The sequence below is a fragment of the Microbispora sitophila genome (assembly GCF_014892245.1).
Classification (GTDB): Bacteria; Actinomycetota; Actinomycetes; order Streptosporangiales; family Streptosporangiaceae; genus Microbispora; species Microbispora siamensis.
Genome location: NZ_JADBGC010000032.1, coordinates 36,154 through 57,781, shown reverse-complemented (window position 1 = coordinate 57,781; position 21,628 = coordinate 36,154). Strand labels below are relative to the sequence as shown.

Annotated in this window: 11 protein-coding genes; 4 read left to right on the top strand and 7 right to left on the bottom strand. The window is 72.7% G+C overall.

All coding sequences use genetic code 11. From position 1 onward, the window contains the following. Positions 1–3: 3 nt before the first annotated feature. Genes IL992_RS39645 through IL992_RS39615 form a run of 7 tightly spaced genes read right to left on the bottom strand, consistent with a single transcriptional unit; the run spans position 4 to position 11,667 of the window. Positions 4–231, bottom strand: a complete 228-nt coding sequence (locus tag IL992_RS39645; RefSeq protein ID WP_193208445.1) for a hypothetical protein — start codon at positions 229–231, stop codon at positions 4–6. Between the two features lie 18 nt (positions 232–249). Further along, positions 250–5,691 (bottom strand): non-ribosomal peptide synthetase/MFS transporter, encoded by a 5,442-nt coding sequence (locus IL992_RS39640; RefSeq protein WP_193208444.1) that lies wholly within the window; start codon positions 5,689–5,691, stop codon positions 250–252. Further along, a complete protein-coding gene (locus IL992_RS48740) occupies positions 5,691–6,842 on the bottom strand; it encodes a 2-oxo acid dehydrogenase subunit E2 (RefSeq protein WP_193208443.1) in 1,152 nt (383 codons plus the stop codon). Before IL992_RS48740 ends, IL992_RS39640 begins: the two co-directional genes overlap by 1 nt. Further along, complete coding sequence (locus IL992_RS39630; protein WP_319019118.1) at positions 6,835–7,818, bottom strand: alpha-ketoacid dehydrogenase subunit beta; 984 nt, start codon at positions 7,816–7,818, stop codon at positions 6,835–6,837. Before IL992_RS39630 ends, IL992_RS48740 begins: the two co-directional genes overlap by 8 nt. Further along, the gene (locus IL992_RS39625) at positions 7,815–8,768 is read right to left on the bottom strand and encodes a thiamine pyrophosphate-dependent dehydrogenase E1 component subunit alpha (RefSeq protein ID WP_193208441.1); all 954 of its coding nucleotides are present in this window, start codon (positions 8,766–8,768) and stop codon (positions 7,815–7,817) included. Before IL992_RS39625 ends, IL992_RS39630 begins: the two co-directional genes overlap by 4 nt. Then, positions 8,765–10,270, bottom strand: a complete 1,506-nt coding sequence (locus IL992_RS39620; RefSeq protein ID WP_193208440.1) for a condensation domain-containing protein — start codon at positions 10,268–10,270, stop codon at positions 8,765–8,767. Before IL992_RS39620 ends, IL992_RS39625 begins: the two co-directional genes overlap by 4 nt. Next, positions 10,267–11,667, bottom strand: a complete 1,401-nt coding sequence (locus IL992_RS39615) for a class I adenylate-forming enzyme family protein (RefSeq protein ID WP_193208476.1) — start codon at positions 11,665–11,667, stop codon at positions 10,267–10,269. The genes IL992_RS39620 and IL992_RS39615 overlap by 4 nt, the downstream gene beginning before the upstream one ends. Positions 11,668–11,958: 291 nt before the next feature. Here IL992_RS39615 and IL992_RS39610 point away from each other — a divergent pair, with 291 nt between their 5' ends. Genes IL992_RS39610 through IL992_RS39595 form a run of 4 tightly spaced genes read left to right on the top strand, consistent with a single transcriptional unit; the run spans position 11,959 to position 21,537 of the window. Further along, positions 11,959–18,060 (top strand): non-ribosomal peptide synthetase, encoded by a 6,102-nt coding sequence (locus tag IL992_RS39610; RefSeq protein WP_193208439.1) that lies wholly within the window; start codon positions 11,959–11,961, stop codon positions 18,058–18,060. Continuing rightward, positions 18,057–18,302 carry an acyl carrier protein gene (locus IL992_RS39605; RefSeq protein ID WP_193208438.1) on the top strand — a complete coding sequence of 82 codons (246 nt, stop codon included), beginning with the start codon at positions 18,057–18,059 and terminating at the stop codon, positions 18,300–18,302. Before IL992_RS39610 ends, IL992_RS39605 begins: the two co-directional genes overlap by 4 nt. Positions 18,303–18,304: 2 nt before the next feature. Beyond that, positions 18,305–19,633 (top strand): condensation domain-containing protein, encoded by a 1,329-nt coding sequence (locus IL992_RS39600; protein WP_193208437.1) that lies wholly within the window; start codon positions 18,305–18,307, stop codon positions 19,631–19,633. Beyond that, entirely contained in the window at positions 19,630–21,537 is a 1,908-nt protein-coding gene (locus IL992_RS39595; RefSeq protein WP_193208436.1) for a N,N-dimethylformamidase beta subunit family domain-containing protein, read from the top strand. The genes IL992_RS39600 and IL992_RS39595 overlap by 4 nt, the downstream gene beginning before the upstream one ends. Positions 21,538–21,628 lie beyond the last annotated feature (91 nt).

The following is a 21,628-nucleotide window of genomic DNA, read 5'->3' as shown; positions in this document are numbered from 1 at the left end:
CCTTCAGGATGCGGTCCAGGCATCGGCGGCCGAGTAGTCGTCCGGCAGCCCGACGAGGAAGCCGATGTCCTGGCCGAGGGCGAGCAGCGGGGGTCCCGGACAACCGTCGGGTCGGTGCTGCCGGAGGCCGATCGCGGCGAGCAGCCCCTCACCGCCGCCGGCGACCGGCCACGAGGACCGGTCGCCGGCGTGTGGAGAAAGGTCACACGGTCGTCGGTCAGCTCCCGGCACAGATGGAGTCGGCGGCGGCTACGCGGCCGGGGCCGTCTTCGCCTCGCGGCGCTTCTCGATGGTCTCCATGCCGACGAGGTCGTCCGGCAGCGCGTCGGGCATGTCGGCGTCGAAGCGGGCCAGTCGCCGTACGCGCAGCGCACCCGCCACGACGGCCGCCATGCCCAGCGCGCACACCAGGTAGAGGAACGCGATCCCGCGTCCGGGCCCGACGCCGATCACCGCGCCGACGGTCGGGGCGAGCGCCCCGCCGGGGGCCAGCAAAGGGTCGAACAACGCGGCGCCCAGCGGTGCGACGAGCCCCATCCCGATCGGCAGGGTCGACCAGGCCACGAGCGTGTTGAGCGCGAAGACCCGGCCGTGATACCGGTAGGGCACCTTGATCTGCACGATGGTCGAGTACATCGCGTTCATCAGGGTCAGGAAGAACGTCAGCGAGAACGCGCCCGCACCGATCACGAGCAGTGAAGGGCGGAGCCCGGTGACCACGCTGCCGGCGGCGATGGCCAGCGTCGACACGAGCACCCCGCGGAAGCGCCACTTGGCCGGCCCGCCCCAGACGGCCATCGTCAGCCCGCCCAGCATCACGCCGAGGCCCGTCACCATGGAGATCACGCTCACCTCGGTGAGCGTGGCGAAGGACAGGACGAGCGGAGAGACGAGCAGCAGGAGCGGGGACAGGAAGATGTTCAGCACCGCGAAGAAGACGAGCATCGCCCGCAGGCCGCGTTCGTTCCACGTGTAGGCGAAGCCCTTGCGGATCTCGGTGCTCAGCGGTTCGCGCGGCCGCCACGGCAGCGTGTCCGGGAACCGGACCGCCAGCACGGCGGCGATGGCGAAGACGTAACTGGCCACATCGATGATCACGATCCCGCCCAGCTTGATCCAGGCGAGCAGCCCGGCGGCGATCAGCGGCACGACGAGCTGTGCGACACCGTTGGCCATCTGGGTGACGCCCATCGCGTGCCCGAGATAGCGCTTGGGCACCAGCTGTGGAATGGCGGACGTGTAGGCCAGGCGCTGGAAGTTCGTCGCGATCGACAACGCGACGATCAGCAGGTAGACCTGCCAGAGCCGGAGCTCGCCGAAGAGGATCAGGCAGGCGAGCACGAGCTGGATGCCCGCGCAGGCGAAGTCGGCCAGCAGCATGACCCGCCGCCTGTCGCCCCTGTCGACGATCGCCCCGGCCAGCGGCGAGACCAGCAGCCCGGCCAGGTTGAGCACGGCCAGGATGGAGAACTGCGCGATCGAGCCGGAGTCGACGAGGATCGTCAGCGGCAGCGCCCATCCGGTCAGGGCCGATCCGATCATCGAGATCTGCTGACCGGCGGAGACGGTGAGGAACCGGGTCATGCCGGGCCTGACGGCGGGCTCGGCCGCCGGTCCGGAATCGCGCGTCCCCGACGCCGGGTCGGCACTGTGCGTCCCCGACGCCGAATCGGCATTGTGCGTCACCGAGGTGCTCACGCCGTGGACCCACCACGAGTCGTCGGGCTCGTGCGGGGCGGGCCGGTCCAGCGAGCGGTGGGTCCGCAGGATCTCGGCCAGCTCGGCGGCCCGGTAGCGCAGGAAGTAGTGGCCGCCCTCGTCCAGCACCACGAGCGCGTTGGTGTCGGAGAGGAAGGCCCATTCCCGGTAGCGCTCCTCGTAGAAGTCGGTCGCCGGGTCGCGCTCGCCGACCACCGAGATGATCGGCGCCTTCAGCCGCTGCCGGTCCGGGGAGTCGAACAGCTCGGTGAAGAACTTCTCGGCCGCCTTCGAATCCTGCCGCATCGTACGGATGATCCGGTCGGCCACGCCGGGGTCGAGCTCGTCCAGGTCGACGCCGCGAGCCTTGAGCCGGTTGATGTCGGTCTGGCTGCGGCTCAGCCGGTCGACGTCCGCGAGGCTCGACAGCCTGCCCAGCACTCCGCGTGGCCGGGCGAACGGGAAGATCGCCCCGATGTAGAGGGCCTCGACCTCCCGGCCGGCCGCCTCGACCCGCCGGGCCAGCTCGACCGCGAGGGCCGCGCCCACCCCGCAGTGGCCGTAGATCACGATCGGTCCCTCGATAGAAAGGATCTCCTCGGCGCAGCGGGCCGCGAGGGCGTCGAACTCCATCGCCTCCTCGTCGAGGCCGATGTCGTGGCCGGGGATGGCGACGGCGTACAGCGCGTGGTCGCCGGGCAGCGCGTCGGCCAGCGGCTGGTAGACGACGGCGCTGCCCGAGCCGTACGGCACGCAGACGTAGGTGAGGCGGGCGGTCCGCCCCGCCGGGGTGAGGCGCTGGAGCAAAGGGCGCGGACCCGCGGGGACCGGCCGCTCGGCGAAGGCGGCCAGCTCGCGCACGGTCCGGTGGGAGAACACGTCGACCAGGCCGAGCCGGCCGACGCCCGCCGTGCGCAGCTTGGCGACGATCCGGATGGCGAGCAGCGAGTGGCCGCCGAGGTCGAAGAAGTCGTCGTCGAGGCCGACCCGTTCGACTCCCAGGATCTCGGCCCAGACGGCCGCGATCGTCTTCTCGGCGCCGGTCGCCGGCTCGGCATACTCGGTGTCGCCGGCGGAGGCGGCCGGGGTGGGCAGCGCCGTACGGTCGAGCTTGCCGTTCGGGGTGAGCGGCAGAGCCTCCAGGAAGACGAACTGCGACGGCAGCATGTATTCCGGCAGCATGTCGCGTACGGCCGCCCGCATCGCGGCCGCCTGGGCGGCTTCCTCGGGGACGCCGACCAGGTAGGCGACGAGCCGGTCGGCCCGCACGACGACGACGGCCTCGCGGGCGCCCGCCTTCTCGCGCAGCGCCGCCTCGATCTCGCCGAGCTCGATGCGCAGCCCGCGCAGCTTGACCTGGTTGTCGAGGCGGCCGAGGAAGTCGATGGTCCCGTCGGGCAGCCAGCGGGCCGCGTCACCGGTTCTGTAGAGACCGTCGAAGAACCGCTCGGCGGTCAGCTCCGGCCGGTCGTGGTAGCCGAGCGCGACGCCGGCCCCGCCGATGTGCAGCTCGCCGGGCATCCCGACGGGCACCGGCCGGCGATGCCGGTCGAGGACGTGCAGCGTGATGTTCTGGATGGGCGAGCCGATCGGCACGCGTATGCGTCCCGAGAGCCGGTCGAGGGTGCACTCCCAGGAGGACACGTCGATGGCGGCCTCGGTCGGGCCGTACAGGTTGTGCAGCTCCGCCGGGATCGTCCGCAGGCAGCGGACAGCCAGGTCGACCGGGAGCTCCTCACCGCTGCAGATGACACGGCGCAGCGAGGCGCAGGTGGCCGCGCCCTCCTCGGCGAGGAACACCGCCAGCATCGACGGCACGAAATGCGTGGTGGTCACGCCCTCGGCGTTGATCAGATCACGCAGGTAGGCCGGGTCGCGGTGGCCTCCCGGCTCGGCCAGCACCAGCCTGGCCCCGGTCGTCAGCGGCCAGAAGAACTCCCACACCGACACGTCGAAGCCGGCCGGGGTCTTCTGCAGCACCACGTCGTCCGGGGTGAGGCCGTATCGCTTCTGCATCCAGTCGAGCCGGTTGACGATGCCGCGGTGGCTGTTGGGCACCCCCTTCGGCCTGCCCGTCGACCCGGAGGTGTAGATCATGTACGCGGCCGTGCCGGGCTCTCCGGCAGGCCCGGGCGAGGTCACGGGCACGTCCGCCGCCTCCGCCGGCTCGTCCAGCAGGAGAACCATGGCGGCGTCGCCCAGCCGGTCGGCCAGACGCCGCTGGGCCAGCACCACGGGCGCACCCGAGTCCGACAGCGTGAACGCGAGCCGGTCGGCCGGGTAGTCCGGGTCCAGCGGCACGTACGCCGCGCCCGTCTTGAGCACGCCGAGCAGGGCGGCCACGAGTTCGATCGAGCGTTCCGCGCAGACCGCGACCAGCGCGCCCGTGCCCACACCCAAACCGATCAGCCGGTGCGCCACCCGGTTCGCCCGCTCGTCGAGCTCCCGGTAGGTCACCGACGCGCCCCGGAACGTCACGGCGGTCGCGCCGGGCGTACGCGCGACCTGCTCCTCCACCAGGCCGTGCAAGGTGGCGTGCGCCGGAAAATCGGCGGCGGTGTCGTTCCAGGACGCGATCAGCCCGGCGTCCTCCCCCAGCGGCAACGGCAGCCTGCTCACCGGCACGCCGGGCTCGGCGACGGCCGCCCGCACCAGCGCCTCCAGGTGCCCGGCCATCCGCTCGACCGTGCCGGCGTCGAACAACGTGGTCTTGTACGTGAACGTGCAGGCCAGGCCGCCGCCAGGGGTGGGCACCAGGTAGAGCTCCAGGTCATGCCGGGCCGAGCCGGGCCGCAGGGGAAAATCCGACACCTCGCCGTCGTCGCTTCGGTTGGCGAAGTCGTGCATCGAGAACAACGTGTCGACCAGCGGCTGCCTGCTCGGGTCGCGCGGCACGCCGAGCGCGTCGACCAGCCGGCTGAACGGCAGCTCCTGGTGGTCCAGCGCCTCGACCACCGTGTCCCTGGTGCGGGCCAGCAACTCGGCGAAACTCGGGTCGCCGTCGAGCCGGGCGCGCAGCACCAGCGTGTTGACGAACATACCGACCACGTCGTCGAGCTCGGGCCGGGTCCGCCCCGCCACCGGGGTGCCGACCGCGAAGTCGTCCTGCCCCGAATAACGCGCGATCAACAGCTGGAACGCGGCCAGCATCGTCATGAACCTGGTCGCGCCGTGCCGTCCGCCCAGTTCGGTGAGCCGGTCGACCAGCTCGGGGTCGAGCTCGTGGACGTGCGACGTGCCGTCGAAGCACTGGCGTGGCGGCCGGGGCCGGTCCAGGGGCAGGTCCGCCCTCGGCAGCGCGGCCAGTTCCCGCCGCCAGTAGGCCAGCTCGCGGTCGAACCGCCGCCCGCACTGCCACAGCGCGACGTCGCCGTAGCGTACGGCGGGCGCGGCCGGGTCCTCCCCGCGATGAAGGGCCAGCAGGTCGCGCATGAGCAGGTGCGCCGACTGACCGTCGGCGACGATGTGGTGCACGAACAGCGCGAGGACGTGCTCGTCCCGGCCCTTCTTCACCAGCAGCGCCTTGAGCAACGGCCCGGCCGCCAGGTCGAGCGGGATCGCGCTCTCGGCGTCGATCAGGGCGACGGCCTCCTCATCTGTCGTGGCCGCCGCCTCGCGCAACGGCACGTCCGCCTCCGGCACGACGTGTACGGCGGGCAGCCCCTCGTCCGTCGCCGGGAACCGGTGCCGCAGGCTCTCGTGCCGCTCGGGCAGCCTGGCCAGCGCCTCCCTGAGGCCGTCCGCGTCGAGCGGCCCGCGCAGCCGTACGGCCATCGCGATCGTGTAGGTGGCGGTGCCCGGGGTGAAGTGCTCCATGAACCAGATCGGTTCCTGGGCGGGGGCGAGCGGCGGCTCGGCGCCCTCGGGGCGGCGCGGGATCGCCCGATCCGCCTGGGCGGCGTGACCGGTCTGGCCGGGCCGATCGGCCTGCCTGGACCGCAGCCGCTGTCTGAGCAGTTCCTTCTTCGCCTCGGACAGGTCGGCTGCGGACATCAGGTGAGCCCTTCGACGGCGGCTTTGAGCGCGTTGAGGAAGAGGGCGGCGTCCCTGCCGTTGATCAGGCGGTGGTCGTAGGCCAGGCCGATGTCGGCGAGGGTTCCGTCGCGCGGCCCGGCGACGGCGAGCGCGCAGACGGTGCCGGGGAAGACGAACGGGATCGCCAGCACGACCCCGTGCTCGGTGTGCAGGGTGACGACGAAGTTGGCGCCGGACAGGTCGCTCTCCGTGAACTCGCCGGTGGCGGCGGCGAGCCGGTGCTTCATGAGGGTGGTCGCGATGTCCTTCGTCGTACGGCTCGCCGCGTCGTGGACGACGGGGACGTACAGCCCCTCGCCGACGTCGACGGTGACGCCGATGTTCGGCGCCTCGGACAGCAACGCCCTGGTGGTGTCGCCAGTACCACCGACAGTGCCGTCGGCGGCGCCCTCGACGGTGGCGAAGAACAGCGGGAACCGCTCGTGCAGGCCCGCGACGGCCTGGACGAACACCTCCGCGAGCCCCACCGGGCGGCGGATCTCCCTCGTCGTGGCCGCCGCGTACTCCAGCGCCGGGCCGAGGTCCATGCGGACGACGGCGTACGCGGCGGGGATGGTCCGGTGGGACAGCTCGACGGACCTGGCCACGGCCCGCTGCACCCGGGTGAGCCGGTGCTCGGCGGCGGAGGTCTCATCGCGGGCAGGCGTGGCGGCCAGGCGTTCGACGTCGGCCCGCCGGACGACGGGGATGCCGAGTGTCCTGATCCGTTCGAGGTCGATGCCGAGCTCGTCGATGAGCGCCTGCGCGGGGGCCGTGATGAGCGGCGCCGAGTCGTCGGCCTTACCCCGCTGTGCCGTGACCCGTGACGCCGGGACCGGGGACGCCGGGACCGGGGACGCCGGGACCGGGGACGCCGGTTCGGGGCCGGGAGGTTCCGCCGTCTCGCCGATCGAGGCGATCACGTCGTCCGGACGGCACCAGACCCCCGGCCGCAGCCGGTGGCGCAGGACGCCGGAGGCGCCCGCGGTGAGCTCCTCGGCGGCCTTGGACGTCTCCACGAGCACGACCGCGTCGTCCTCGGCGACCTGCGCGCCGTCGGCGGCGAGCCACTCGACGAGGAGATATTCGGTGTCGTTGTTGTTCAGCTTCGGCACGCGGAGTTCAGCCACGGAGGGTCTCCCTGATCGCGCTGTGGATCGTGGACTCGTTCACGAGGGCCGCCCGCTCGAGATGAGCCGCGGTGGGGATGACCCCGCCGAGGGAGTGGATCAACGTGACCGGGAGGGCCAGGCGCCCCCAGTGCCGTCGATGGACGACGTGGGCCACCTCGGCGCCCCACGTCCCCCCGGCGGTGCTCTCCTCGACGACGAACACCCGGCGCGCCGCGCGGACGTCCGCGTCGAAGACATGGGGCAGGTCGAATGGATACAGCCTGGACGGCACCAGCAGCGTGCCGGCGATCTCCTCCTCGACCAGCAGCGAGCGCATCGCGGCCAGCACCCGGTGCGCCGCCCCGCCGGGGGCGATGATCACACAGTCGGGGCGACCGTCGAGGGACACCCTGGCCACCCCGTCGGAGGTCTCCACCGAGAACGGCGGCTCCACCACGCCCATCCGGCGCGTGTAGAGGACCTTGTCCTCGAAGAACACGCACGGTTCCGCCCGGGCGAACATCTCCTCGAACACGGCCAGGTTGTCGTGGAACGGCGACAGCTCGTAGAGGGCCAGCCCGGGGATGCCGACGAAGTGCTTCTGCGGGCTCTGGCTGTGGGTCGGCCCGTAACCGCGCCCGCCGCCGACCGGGCAGCGTACGACCATGCGCATCGGCAGGCGGGAGCCGTACATGGAGACCGACTTCGACGCGAAGTTGAGCAACTGGTCGAAGGCGAGCGCGGCGAAGTCGCCGAACATGATCTCGACGATCGCCAGGCCTCCCGACAGCGCGAGACCCGCGGCGACGCCGGTGACGGCGTTCTCGCTGATGGGGGTCGACAGGACGCGGTCGGGGAAGCCGGTGGACAGCCCCCGAGTGATCTTGAAGGCGCCGCCGTACGGGTCGACGACGTCCTCTCCCAGCAGGTAGAGGTTCGGCTCCCGGGCGAGCAGGGCGGCCAGCGCCGCGTTCAGGTTCTCCGCGACCCTCACGACCCCTCCCACCCTGCCCCTTCCCATCGTGACGGGCCCCGCGCCGTGACCTCCGCGGCGACCGCGTCGATGTGCGCCCGAGCCTCCGCGTCGAGCCGCCGGAAACGGCCGGGGCACGCCGCCGCGCACCGGGCGTACCAGTCCTGCTCGCGCAGAGCCTGTACGGCCTGGGCGGGTCTGGTGTCGTCGCCCTTGCTGTGCGGTCCGAGGCGCCGGGTGACGAACTCGACGACGAGAGGCGCCGGGCGGAAGCGGACTCGCGACACCAGGGGTTCGAGCGTGCGGCGGATCTCGGTGACGTCGGAGGTCTCGACCAGGTGGTGGTCGATGCCGAACGCCGCCGCCCGGCCCGCGATGCTCCCCGCCAGGTGCCGGGACGTGGGCGTCGACTGGGCGATGCCGTTGTTCTCGACGACGACGAGCAGCGGCAACGCCCACAGCGACGCGATGTTGAACGCCTCGTAGACCGCGCCCTCGCCGAACGTGCCGTCCCCGATGTAGACGCAGGCGAGGCGGCCGGGCTCGGCCCGCTTGAGGTGCAGCGCGACCCCCGCGGCGACCGGCAGGCTCTCGCCCTGCACTCCGGTGGACAGGAAGCGGTCCCTGCGGATGTGCTGGCTGCCGCCGACCCCGGCGCAGACGGCTCCCTCCCGGCCCATGATCTCCGCGAGCAGTCCCGCGGGGTCGTGGAAGCGTGCCAGGTAGTGGCCGTGCCCGCGATGGTTGCTGAAGACATGGTCGCGCGGGTCGAGCAGGGCCTCCATGGCGACCGGGATGTACTCCTGGCCGAGACAGGTGTGGGTCGTGCCGTTGAGCAGGCCCCTGCCGTACAGGTCGAGCAGCTTCAGTTCGAACGCCCGGATCATCAGCATGAGCGAGAGATCGGCGTCGTCCGGACCGACCGCCTCCGCCGGGAAGACGGCCGGATCGGCCGTGACCGGCCGCGTCATCGCCGGATCACCTGGAGCACGCCGGCGATCGTCGGGTTGTCGAAGAAGTCGTCCAGGTCGACCTCCACGCCCAGCCGCTTGCGCATGCGGGCGATGATCTGGGTGATGGTCAGCGAGTGGCCGCCGAGCTCGAAGATGTCGTCGTGCGGCTCGATGGGAGCGAGCTTGAGCACCTCCTCCCAGATGGCGCGGATCTCGGCCGCCAGCGGATCGTCGAGATCCGCGCCCGCGCCGATGTCCACGGTGTCCTCCACCGCGGCGGTCGCCGGTTCGGCGCCGGGGACGGGCCAGGCGACCACGGGTTCCCGCGTCGGCAGCATCTCCAGGGGCCGGGTGGGATCCTGGGCGATCGCCGCCAGCACCGCCCGCAGGTCGTCGGCGAACCCGACCGGATCGGTCAGCTCGCCGGGGTCGTAGCGGAGGCTTGCGGTCATTCCCGGCGCCGGCATCGCCGTGTCGTCCGAACGGCCGGCATGGTCGAGGACCTGGAGCTGCAGGGCGCCGCGCACCGCGTGGTTGAACGCCAGCCGGTCGACCTGGCCGAACCCCTCCGCCGAACCCGTGCCGTGCGCCGGACCGCGCCGGTAGCTGACCGAGACGGGAGCGAGCGCCGCGTGCGGTTTCAGCCCGGCGACCGCCCGGGCCAGGGGGACCTCGCGATAGGTGTAGAGGCTCCTGAGCTCGGCGCGCAGCCCGGCGGCGAACGTCGTGAACGGCGCGTCGGGCGGCGGGCTGGAGAAGACCGGCAGCTCGTTGACGAAGGGGCCGACGTGCCCCTCCGACTCGGCGGTGCGGGTCGACAGGTCGATCGCGGTGACGACGTCGGCGTTGCCGTACGACATGAGGAGCGCGTGCAGCGCCGCGAGCAGCACCTCGTACCTGGTCAGGCCGGGCAGGCCGGGGACGTCGAGCGTGAACTCCAGCAGCCGTCCCGGGCCGCCCCGGCGGGAGCGGAGCACACCGCCCGGCAAGACAGTTTCGCCCGGTTCGCGCCACCTGTCCGCCCAGAACGCGCGAGCCTCGCCGAGCAGGGCCGCCACCCGCTCCCGCTGGCCGGCGGCGTGGTCGAGGGGCTCGAGCGGCGGCGGTACGGCACCGGCCGCGAAGGCGGCGAGGTCGGCGACCAGGACGTCCTTGGACCCGCCGTCGAAGACCAGGTGGTGGGCGACGACCACGAGGGTGTCGCCGACGAGCGTGAAGCGGACGAGCGGGCCGTTCTCCAGGTCGAAGGGACGCCTGACGGCCTCCTCCACCGACCCGCCCGTCTCCAGGCACGGGGGCCGGGTGGCGGGCACCAGATGCGGCACGCCGTCGTGCTCGCGTACGGCCATGCCCAGCAGCGGATGCCGCTCGACCACGCTCGCGCACGCCGTGGCCAGCACGGCGGGATCGGGAGCCGGCGAACCGTCGAAGCGGATCACGATCGGCATGTGGTACGCCGACCCCGCCCCCGTCCGCTCGGTGACCCACATTCCGTGCTGGGCGAACGAGACCTGCGTCATGCTGCGACCTCTCGGAGTGAGCGCTTGTCGACCTTGCCGCCGTGGTTGCGTGGCAGGGCGTCGAGGGTGATGAGCCGTACGGGAAGCTCGTGCGGGGCCAGCAGGTCCTTGAGGAAGATCCGCAGCTCCTCGTGCGGGACGGTCCCGACGACGGCGACCGCGACGGCCTTGCCGAGCGTGGGGTGCGGCACCCCGAAAGCGGCCGCCTCGACGACGCCGGGGTGCCGGTGGACGGCCTCCTCGACATGGATCGTGGACACCTTGTAGGCCCCCGACTTGATCACGTCGCTCTCGCGGTCGACCAGGTAGAGGTAGCCGTCGTCGTCGAGGTAGCCGAGATCTCCCATGCGCACCCAGCCGCCGCGGAAGACCTCGCCGGTGGCGGCCTCGTCGCCGTAGTAGGCGCGGGCGACGGCCGGCGACCGCATCCACACCTCGCCGGTCGCGCCGGGCGGCAGCGCCCCGCCGTCCGCCGCGGCGATTCTGACGGCACCGCCGGAGACCGGGCGGCCCACACTGGACGGCCGCTCGGGATCGAAGATCATCACGGTCTGCGCGGGCGCGGCCTCGGTCGAGGTGTAGTAGTTCGTGATCGTCGCGTTGGGGAACGCGGCGCCGAGATCGCCCGCGACCCGCGCCGGCAGCGGCGCCGCCGCCGAGCCGAGCAGCAGCACGCTCGACAGGTCGTGCCTGGTCTGCACCCCGGCGGCGAGCATCTCGATCGCCATGGCGGGGACCACGAAGACCGTGCCCGCCCGGTAGCGCTCGATCAGCGCGGCGAACCTGCCGGGCGTGAAACGCGGCAGCGTGACCACCTCGGGGTGCGCGTCCACGGCGTTGACCAGCATCCACTGGCCGGCGTTGGTGCCGACGGGAAAGGCGTGCGCGAGGTGCGTGGAGTGGGTGAACGGCCTGCGGCGGCCCCCGCAGCCGTAGGCCAGGTTCGCGTGGGTGGCGGCGACCCCCTTGGGCCGGCCCGTGGTGCCGGACGTGTAGAGGATCTGCGCCGGGTCGCCGGGCGCCACCGGTTCGAGATCCTCGTCCCCGCCGCCTTCGGTGTACGGCAGATCGCCCGGCCGCAGCACCGCCGTGGCGCCGCAGTGCGCGAGCATCGCGTCGACGTCCCCGCCGGCCAGGCGGTCGGAGAGCGGCACGGCGACCGCCCCCGCCCTGAGCACGCCGAAGAACGCGACCGCGTAGTCCAGCCAGTCGCCGTTGCCGAACACGAGGCCCACCCGGTCGCCGCGCCGGATCCCCCGGCCGCGAAGCGCGCGGGCCAGACCGTACGACCTGCGCTCCCACTCGCCGAAGGTCAGCGAGCCCGAGCCGTGGACGGTCATCGCCACCCGGCCCGGGTCGGCGGCGGCCCGCTGTCGAAGCAGGCCGGGAAGAGTCATACTCACGATCGGCCCCCGGAAAGTCGCCAGGACGAGAATCGCCAGATCAGAGGTCACCCGGCCACGCGGACACGCGTGGCCGTACGGGGATTTCTAATAAGAAACTTTCCTAATTAAATTTCGGCGCCAGTCTGACACGAGCGCGCCGAGGGGGGCAACCCCCTTCAGTCGAACCGGTCCGGCAGCGCACCGGCGGTGCCTTGCGGGTGGCTGAAGATCCGTGGAAGACTGCGGCCAACCGAGAACAGTTAAGAATCTTTCCAGAAGGCCACCTGCCCCGGGGGTAGGCACGTGAAGACAGGTCCGCTGTCCCGTGGTCAGGAACGACTCTGGTTTCTGAACCAACTCGACCCCGACGATCCCTCGTACAACACCGCCTACGCCTACCGGCTGCGCGGGGAACTCGACATCCCGGCCCTCGAAGCCGCCTTCAGCGCGGTCGCGGACAGGCACGACGCGCTGCGCACGCGCTTCGTCCAGGTCGACGGACGGCCGGCGGCCGTCGTGGAGCCGCCCGCGCCGGTGACGATCGAGCAGGTCGCGGCGGAATCGGAACACGAGGCCGGGCGGATCGTCCGCGCCCGCACCAATACCGCGTTCGACCTCGCCGAGCGGCCGCCGTTCCGGGTCACGCTGGTGCGCCTCGGCCCGGCCGACCACGTGCTGTGCGTCGTGTTGCACCACATCAACGGCGACGGCTGGTCGCTCAACGTGCTCAGGACCGAGGTGGCCGACCACTACGCGGGCCGGGCGCTGCCCGAGACGCTCCCGCCGCAGTACGGCGACCACGTGCTCGCCCGCGACGACTGCACTGACCTGAACCGGGCTGACCTGGACTGGTGGGTGTCGCGGCTGTCCGGGGTGCCCGTCCTGGAGCTGCCCGCCGACCGGCCGCGTCCGGCCACGCGGGGCACGGCGGGCGGAGAGGTCCGTTTCCGCATCCCACCCGAGCTGGCCGCCGAAGTCGCGGAGTCGGCCCGGCAGGCGCGCTGCACGCCGTACATGCTGCTGCTCGCGGCCTACCAGGTGCTGCTCTCCCGGCACAGCGGGCAGGCGGACTTCTGCGTGGGCACCCCCTCGGCGGGCCGCGACAGCACCGAGCTGGAGCAGATGATCGGCTACCTGTCGACGACCATGGTGCTCCGATGTGACCTGTCCGGTTCGCCGAGCTTCGCCGAACTGCTCCGCCGCACCCGCCGGGCCGTCCTGGACGCGCTCGCCCATCGGGACGTGTCGTTCGAGCGGCTGATCGGCGTGCTCGGCGTGGAACGCGACCCGAGCAGGACACCGCTGTTCCAGACCATGTTCGCGCTGCACACCCACGGCGACGTGGCCGATCCGGTGCCGGGCCTGGTCGCCGAGCCGTTCCCGCTCGGCTGGCACCCCGCCAGGGTCGACCTGTCGCTCGACCTGTACGCGGAGGACGACGGCGGCGTACTCGGCGTCGCCATCTACAGCGAGGAGCTCTTCGACCACGAGACGGTCGAGCTGATGACGGAGCGCTACCTCGTGCTCCTCGCCGCGGCCGTCGCGGACCCCACGCTGCCCGTGGGACGGCTCGAACTGCTCACCGGGCGGGAGCGGGCCAGGCTCGCCGCGTGGAACGACACCGCCGCCGAGCTGCCTCCGCTCACCCTGGTCGACCTGGTGCTCGACCGGGTGGCCGCCGCTCCCGACGCGGTCGCGGTGGTGTCCGAAGGCACACCCCGCCGGGAGCTCACCTACCGCGAGCTGGCCGTGCGGGCGGCGGGGCTGGCGGCGCGGCTGCGCGACCGGGGCGTCGGGCGCGGCAGCGTGGTCGCGGTGCGCATGTCGCGCGGCCCGGCGATGATCGTCTCGCTGCTCGGCGTCGCGATGTCGGGTGCGGCGTACCTGCCGGTGGACCCCGACTACCCGGCGGCCCGCGTGGAGTACATGATCGAGGACTCGGGCGCGGCCCTCGTCCTCACCGACGCCGACCTCGCCCGCGTCCTCTCGGGCGACGATCTGACCGGCGCGGCACCCGTCGACGGACCCTCACCCGGCGACACCGCCTACGTGCTCTACACCTCCGGCTCCACGGGACGGCCGAAGGGCGTGGTGGTGCCGCACCGCGCGCTCACCAACTTCTTGCTCGCCATGCGCGACCGCGTCGGATCGGAGCCGTCGGACGTCTGGCTCGCGCTCACCTCGCTGTCGTTCGACATCTCCGCGCTGGAGCTCTACCTGCCGCTGGTCACCGGCGGCAGGGTGGTCGTCGCCGGCGCGGAGACGGCACGCGACGGCGCGGCCCTCGCCCGGCTGATCACCGACGCGGGCGTGACCCACGTCCAGGCCACCCCGTCGGGCTGGCGGGTGCTGCTCGCGGGCGACCTCCCGCCGGTCGTCGCCCTCGCCGGCGGAGAGCCCCTCCCGCTCGCGCTCGCCGCCGAACTGCGGGCGCGCGTACGCAGGCTCGTCAACATGTACGGCCCGACCGAGACCACGATCTGGTCGACCGCCTGGGAGGTGCCCGAGCGGCCCGAACGGGTGAGCATCGGCCGGCCGATCGCGAACACCACCGTCCACGTGGTCGACGCGGAAGGCGCCCAGGTGCCGATCGGCGTGCCCGGTGAGCTGCTGATCGGCGGTGCCGGCGTCGCGGCGGGCTACCTCGGCCGTCCCGGCCTCACGGCGGAGCGGTTCGTTCAGCATGGCGGCCTCCGGGTCTACCGCACCGGCGACGTCGTCAGATGGCTGGCGGACGGCACACTGGAATTCATCGGCCGCACGGACAACCAGGTCAAGCTGCGCGGGCACCGGATCGAGCTCGGCGAGATCGAGGCCGTGCTCGAAGCGCATCCTGCCGTCCGGCAGGCCGTGGTCGCCGTACGCGACGACCTGCTCGTGGCCTTCGTCATCCCCGAACGCGGCTCTGGCGCTGCAACGGCCGAGGGCGACGTGTTCGACCTCCGGCGGCACGTGGCCGCGCACCTGCCCGGCTATATGGTCCCCGCGACCGTCGTGACGCTCGACGCGCTGCCGCTCACCCCGAACGGCAAGGTCGACAGGAAGGCCCTGCCGCAGCCTCGGGTCGCCAGATCGGCGGCCATCCCGCCGCGCACCGACGCCGAACGGCTGGTGGCCGCCGTCTTCGCCGAGGTGCTCGGCGCCGAGGACGTCCGGGCGGACGACGACTTCTTCGCGCTCGGCGGTCATTCGCTGCTGGCCACCATGGTCGCCGCCAGGCTGCCGGTGCGGATCCCGGTGCGCGAGTTGTTCACCCGCTCGACCGTCGCGGCGCTGGCCGAACTGCTCGACGGGGCCGCCGCAGGAGACCGGGCCGCCGCGGGGGACGACGGCGGGCCGCGGCCCCGCCCGGCCGGGGAGCCCGCGCCGCTGTCGCACGGCCAGGAACGGCTCTGGTTCCTGCACCGGCTCGACCCGGATGACGCGTCGTACGCCATGTGGATCGTCCGGCGGTTGCGCGGGCCGCTCGACGCGGAGGCCCTGGAACGAGCCCTGGCCGCGCTGGTCGCCAGACACGAGATCCTGCGCACGAGGTTCCCTGAGGTCGACGGCGCCCCGGTCGCGGTGGTCGAGCCGCCGGGGCCCGTGCCCGTCGAAGTGGTCGGGGCCGCCGACGTCGCGCACGCGGAGGCGCTGGTCGCCGAGCGCACGAACGCGGCGTTCGACCTGGCCTCCCGGCCGCCGCTGCGCGCGACGCTGATCCGGCTCGGCCCCCGCGACCACGTCCTGTGCCTGGTCCTCCACCACATCCTCGGCGACGGCTGGTCGCTGAACGTCATGCTGGACGAGCTGGCCCGGCTCTACTCCGGCGAACGGCTCGACCCGGTGCCGCTGCAGTTCGGCGACGTCGCCCGATGGCAGCGCGAGCGGAACCAGGACGAACTCGTCGCCTACTGGGGCGAGCGGCTGGCCGGCGCACCCCCGCTCGACCTGCCGACCGACCGGCCGCGCACCTCGCCTCCCGCCAGGAAGGGCGGCTTCCACACGTTCCGGCTCCCCGCCGAGGACGTGGCGCGGCTGGTCGAGCGGGGCAGGGAACACGGCGCGACGCTGTTCATGACGCTGCTGACCGCCTACCAGACGGTGCTCGCCGCGCAGAGCGGGCAGAGCGACATCACGATCGCCACCGTCGCCTCCGGCAGGGAACGGGTCGAGCTCGAGAAGACGGTCGGCTACCTGGCCGACGTCCTGCTGATCCGTGTCCTGCTGGTTGGTGCCGACCTGACCGCCGCGGCTCAGCCGAGTTTCGGGGAGTCGCTGGAGCGGACCCGCGACGCGGTCCTGTCGGCGTTCGAGCACCAGGGCATCCCGTTCGAGCGGCTGCGTGTGCCCGCCTTCCAGACGATGGCGATCCTGCACAACCAGGACACCGGCGCCAACCCGGCCGCCTTCTCCGGGCTGGTGGCCGAGCCGTTCCCGCACGGCTTCGACCAGGTCAAGTTCGACCTGATGCTGGAGGCGTGGCAGGACGAGCGCGAGTTGCTCGTCGTGCTCTCCTACGACGCCGCGCTGTTCGACCACGGCACCATCGAGGCGATGGCGGCGCGGCTGGAGGGGGTGCTGCGGCAGGACTTCGCCGCTCCCCCGCGGCTGACGACCGCGGCGGAAGAGGCCCGCCTGATGGAGATCGGCCGAGGGCCCGACGTCGCGCCCGAGCCGTATGTCCCCGAGCTGGTGGCCTCGGCCGTACGCGCGCATCGGGACTCCTGCGCAGTGGACGACCTGACCTACGGCGAGCTGGACGCGCGCGCCGACGAGCTGGCCGCGCTGCTTCAGGCGCGCGGCGTCGGCCCCGGTGACATCGTGGGCGTCCTCCTCGGCAGGACGCCGGACGCCATAGCGGCGCTGCTCGCGATCTGGCGTGCCGGGGCGGCCTACCTGCCGCTCGACCCCGCACATCCGGGCGAGCGGCTGGCGTTCGTGCTCGACGACAGCGCCGCCTCCCTCGTTCTGACCTCCACCGACCTGTGCTCCACTGATTTGGCCGGCAAGCTGCCGCCGGGCGTCCCGGTGGCGTACACGTCGGAGGCCGTCTCCGTCTCCGTCTTGGGGAGCGCGCCCGCGCCCGTGCCGGTCACGGGCGACGCCGCGGCGTACGTGATCTACACGTCCGGCTCGACCGGGACGCCGAAGGGCGTGGTCGTGGAGCATCGCAACCTCGTGGCCAGGGTCTCCTGGATGGTCCGGGAGTACGGCCTGGGGCCGGAGGACGTGGTCGTGCAGTTCGCCTCGCTCGGCTTCGACGCGCACGCCGAGGAGATCTATCCGGCGCTGGCCGCCGGCGCCCGCCTGACGCTCCTGCCGGACGGCGCGGTGACGCTCACCGACCATCTCGACGGCGTCACCGTCCTGGATCTGCCGACCGCCTACTGGCACCACCTGGTCGACCAGATCGAGTCCATCGCCTGGCCGCCGGAGCTGCGGCTGGTCATCCTGGGCGGGGAGCAGGTGCACGAGGCCGCGGTGACCCGCTGGCGTGAGCGGTTCGGCGACCGAGTGCGGCTGGTCAACACCTACGGCCCGACCGAGGCGACGATCATCGCCACGCTCGCCGAGCTGGACGGCTCACCCGGGCGTCCGCCGATCGGCAGGCCCATCGGAGGCACCCGCGTCCACGTCCTCGACGCGGCCGGGCGGCTCGCTCCCCCCGGCGCCGCCGGAGAACTGTGCATCGGCGGGGAGGGTGTGGCCCGCGGCTACCTCGGCCGCCCGGAGCTGACCGCCGAGCGGTTCGCCGACCTGTACGGCGAGCGCGTCTACCGCACCGGCGATCGGGTGCGGTGGCGGCCCGACGGGCAGCTGGAGTTCCTGGGCCGGCTCGACGACCAGGTGAAGGTACGCGGGTTCCGCATCGAACCGGCCGAGGTCGAGGCGCGCCTGCTGGCCCATCCCGAGGTGGGCGAGGCCGCGGTCGTCGCGATCGGCGACACGCTGGCCGCCTACATCACCGGATCCGCCGACTTCACCGAGCTGGCGGACTTCGCCGGCGCGGCGCTTCCGCCGTACATGGTGCCGACCGCCTGGGCACGGCTCGACCGGCTGCCGCTGACACCGAGCGGCAAGGTGGACCGGGCCGCGCTGCCCGCCCCGCAGGCGCACCGGGAGGCGTACGTCGCACCCGGCACCGACGCCGAGGAGCTGGTGGCCGAGGTCTTCGGCGAGGTGCTCGGCGTCGAGAAGGCCGGGATTCACGACGACTTCTTCGCGCTCGGCGGCCACTCGCTGCTCGCCGTGCGGATCGTCGCCCGGCTGCGCGGCACGACCGGCCTGGAGCTGCCGATCCGCACGCTGTTCACCCATCCCACGGTCGGTGGGCTGGCCCGGGCGGTCGAGGAACTCCTGATCGCCGAGCTCGACCAGATGTCGGACGAGGAGGCGGAACGCCTCGCCGAGGAGCTGAAATGACCAAGAAGAGGCTGGCGGAACTCGTCGCGGAGTCGTCCGACGGCGCCGTCACCGCCGACGAGGTGCTGGCCGCGACCGTGCCGCTGTCGGCCCTGGGCGTCACGTCGATCACGATGCTGCGGCTGATCGACGCGATCGAGTCGGAGTTCGGCGTGGAGTTCGATCTGAGCGAGGACGGCATGAGCCTGCTGGACGATCTCGACCGGCTGGCCGCGCACCTGGCTTCCCTGGCCTCCCGGTGAACATGACCGGCCGGATGCCGCACGTCGAGTTCGCCGGGCCGGGCTCCGCGCCGCTCACTGCACCGCTGACGTGGGGCCAGCGGGCCATCTGGGAGGCGATCGTGCGGACGGCCCCCGACGATCGTTACTTCAATTTCGGCCGCGTGCTGAAGGTGCCGGGTTCCCGCACCGTCGCCGAGGTGTGCGCGGCGCTGACCGCCCTGGTGGAGCGGCACGGTGCTTTGCGCACCACGATGAGCGACGCGTTTCGCACGAGGCCGGCCGAGCCGTTCGGGCGGGCCGAGCCGTACCAGCGGCTGGCGGAGAAGGGCCGGCTGCCGGTCGAGGTCACGACCGAGGACCCCGACCGGGTCCTGGGCGAGCTGGCGGCGCGGCCGTTCGACTACTTCGGCGAATGGCCCGTGCGGGTGGCGCTGGTCCTCGACGGCGATCGGGTCGCCCATGTGGTGCTGGTCTTCTGCCATCTGGCCGCCGACGGGCTCGGCGCGGAGGTCGCGCTGCGCGACCTGCGGATGCTGCTGCTCAGGGGTCCTGATGTCCGGCGACCCGGCGCTCCGCAGCCGCTCGATCTCGCGCGCCGGCAGGCCGGTGCGGAGGGTCGGCGGGCGGCGGAGACGGCGGCGGCGCACTGGGAGCGCGAATATCGGCGAATCCCGCCGACGATGTTCTCCACGCCGAGCGGCTCTCCGGCCGGACCGCCCGTGTGGCGGGCGCTGCTGCGCTCCCCCGCCCTGGAGCTCGCCGTCCGCTCGATCGCCGCCGCGCATGCCGCCTCGACCTCGACCGTGCTGCTGACCGCCGTGACCGAGCTGGTCGGCCGGTTCACCGGCCACGAGACGTGCGCGGTGCTGCCGATCTCGGCCAACAGATTCCGGCGGGACACGACGGACATCGTCGCCACGATGTCACAGGAGGGGCTGTTCACGCTCGACCGCCGCGGGGCGTCCTTCGCCGGCCTGCTGCGGGCCGCCGGACCGGCCGCGCTGCGCGCCTACCGCAGCGCCTACCACGACCCGGCCGACCGGAACCGGATCACCGCGTCGGTAGGCGCCGAGCGCGGCGAGCCGGTCCACCCGTACTGCTGCTTCAACGACATGCGCTTCGCCGACCCCGGACCCGCCCGGTGCGATCCGGCCGAGATCACCGCGGAGCTGGCGCGGACGTCCGTGACCTGGCCGATGAGCCAGGACAAGCTGAACTGCCGGTTCTGCGTCCACCTCACCACGGAGGGCGTCTCGCTCACCGCCGACACCCGGTATCTGTCCCGTCCTGACATGGAGCGCTATCTGCTGGAACTGGAGTCCCTCCTCGTCGAAGCGGCCGTCCGATGACCGTCCGCGCCTACGCCACCTCGACATCCTGCGTCCAGGGGGCCTCGCTCGGCTTCGTCCTCGACCGCCCGGCGCCCGTGGTGGTGACCGACGCGACCGACGACCGGGTGGTGTTCGAGGGATGCGCCTCCGCGCCTCGATGGGAGCTGGACATCCCCACCGGCTGGCGCAGCTCGCTCTACCGGGCGCGCTTCGGGCCGGAGGAGCCGTGGCCGTTCGGACTGCCCGGGAGCGCGCCATGCCCGGACAACGAGGTCCACTTCGTGGTGCGGCAGGCCGTGCCCAGCTCGCCGGTGCTGGTGAGCGTCCCCTTCACCACCTGGCAGGCGTACAACAGGGCGGGGGAACCGGGGCAGAGCATCTATTGGACCGAGTCGCCCACGCGAGCCGCACGGGTGACCTTCGACCGGCCCGGCGGCGGGCCTCCTCCCGAACGCTGGGAGGAGGGGCTGATGCGCTGGCTGCGCCGCGGCGGCTACGACGTCGCGTACTGCTCGAACCTGGACCTGGACGATGGCCTCGACCTGCACAGTGACCTCGACCTGCACAGTGACCTCGACCTGCACGGCGGCCTCGGCCTGCACGGCGGCCTCGGCCTGCTGTCCCGGCACCGGCTGCTGATCGTCAACGGGCACGACGAGTACTGGTCGCTCGGGATGCGCGACGCGGTGGAGGAGTTCGTACGGCGAGGCGGCAACGTCGCGTTCTTCTCCGGCAACACCTGCTGGTGGCAGATCAGGCTGGAGGACGGCGGCCGCACCATGGTCTGCCACCGCGACGCGGTGACCGATCCCATGACCGCCGCCGACCCCCGTCAGACGACCGTCGAGTGGTCGGCGGCGCCGGTGAACCGCCCGGAAAACGCGCTGACCGGGGTGAGCTTCCGGGCGGGCGCGGGAGCCTGGGGGCCGCACATGCCGCGCATGCTGGAGGAGTCGTACACGACGCGTTTCGCGGCGCACTGGGTGTTCGAGGGGACGGGGCTGACCGACGGCGACAAGTTCGGCGAGGGCTGCCTGGGCTACGAGACCGACGCCGCCGAGTTCGCGGAGGTCGGCGGAGTCCCCCGGGCGACCGGCGGGGACGGCACCCCGCCGTCGTTCGTCATCCTCGCCACCGCGGACCTGCGGCACTGGAGCGCGTACGGCCAGGGTGGCATGGCGACCATGGGCGTGTTCACCAGCGGTCTCGGCACCGTCTTCACCGCGGCGACCGTGAACTGGGGCAACGGCCTGCACGACCCAGTCGTCGACCGGATCACCCGCAACGTGATCGACCGGCTGTCGGCCACCGCCGACGGCGGGCGCTGGGACGTGATCGGCCCGCCGGCCGACCTGCGGGCGCTCGCGGTGCTCGGCCGGACGCTGTACGCGGTGAGCGCGGACGGCACGCTGCTGGCCCGGGAGCTGTGCGGCCAGAACCTGCCCTGGCGGCCCGTCGGCCCCGCCGAGGGCGTACGCGGCCTGGCCGTCCCGCGCGAGGCCGCGGGCGGCCTCGCCGTCGGTCTGTACGGCGTCACACATGACGGGCGGCTCCTGCACCACGACGAGCCGGGATGGCGGGAGGTCGGCCCCGCGCCCGAGTCCGCGGTCGGCCTGGCCGTGGCCGACTGCACGTTCTGGGTGGCCACGTCCTCCGGCGAGTTGTGGCGGCAGCCGTTCGGCAGCGGCGGTTGGGAGCCCGCCGGCTCGTCGGGAGGCGCCGTCGCCCTCGGCGGCATGAACGGCAGGCTCTTCGCGCTGGACTCCGAGGGCCGTCTGCTGACCCGGCTTCCCCCGCCCGTGCGGGACGACCCCGAATGGGAGAGCCGGGCGGAAGCGGTGCCGGGCACCACGTTCACCGCCCATGCCGGGCTCGTCATCGCCGCCGGACGCGGCACCCCCCTCCGCTGGCGCCACATCTGACGGCTGCCCCAGTGCCGCTTTCGGCGATCCTCGATGACGCGAAGCGCCGCGAACGCGAGCGGCCGACCTGCCGGAGCGTGATTTCGAACGC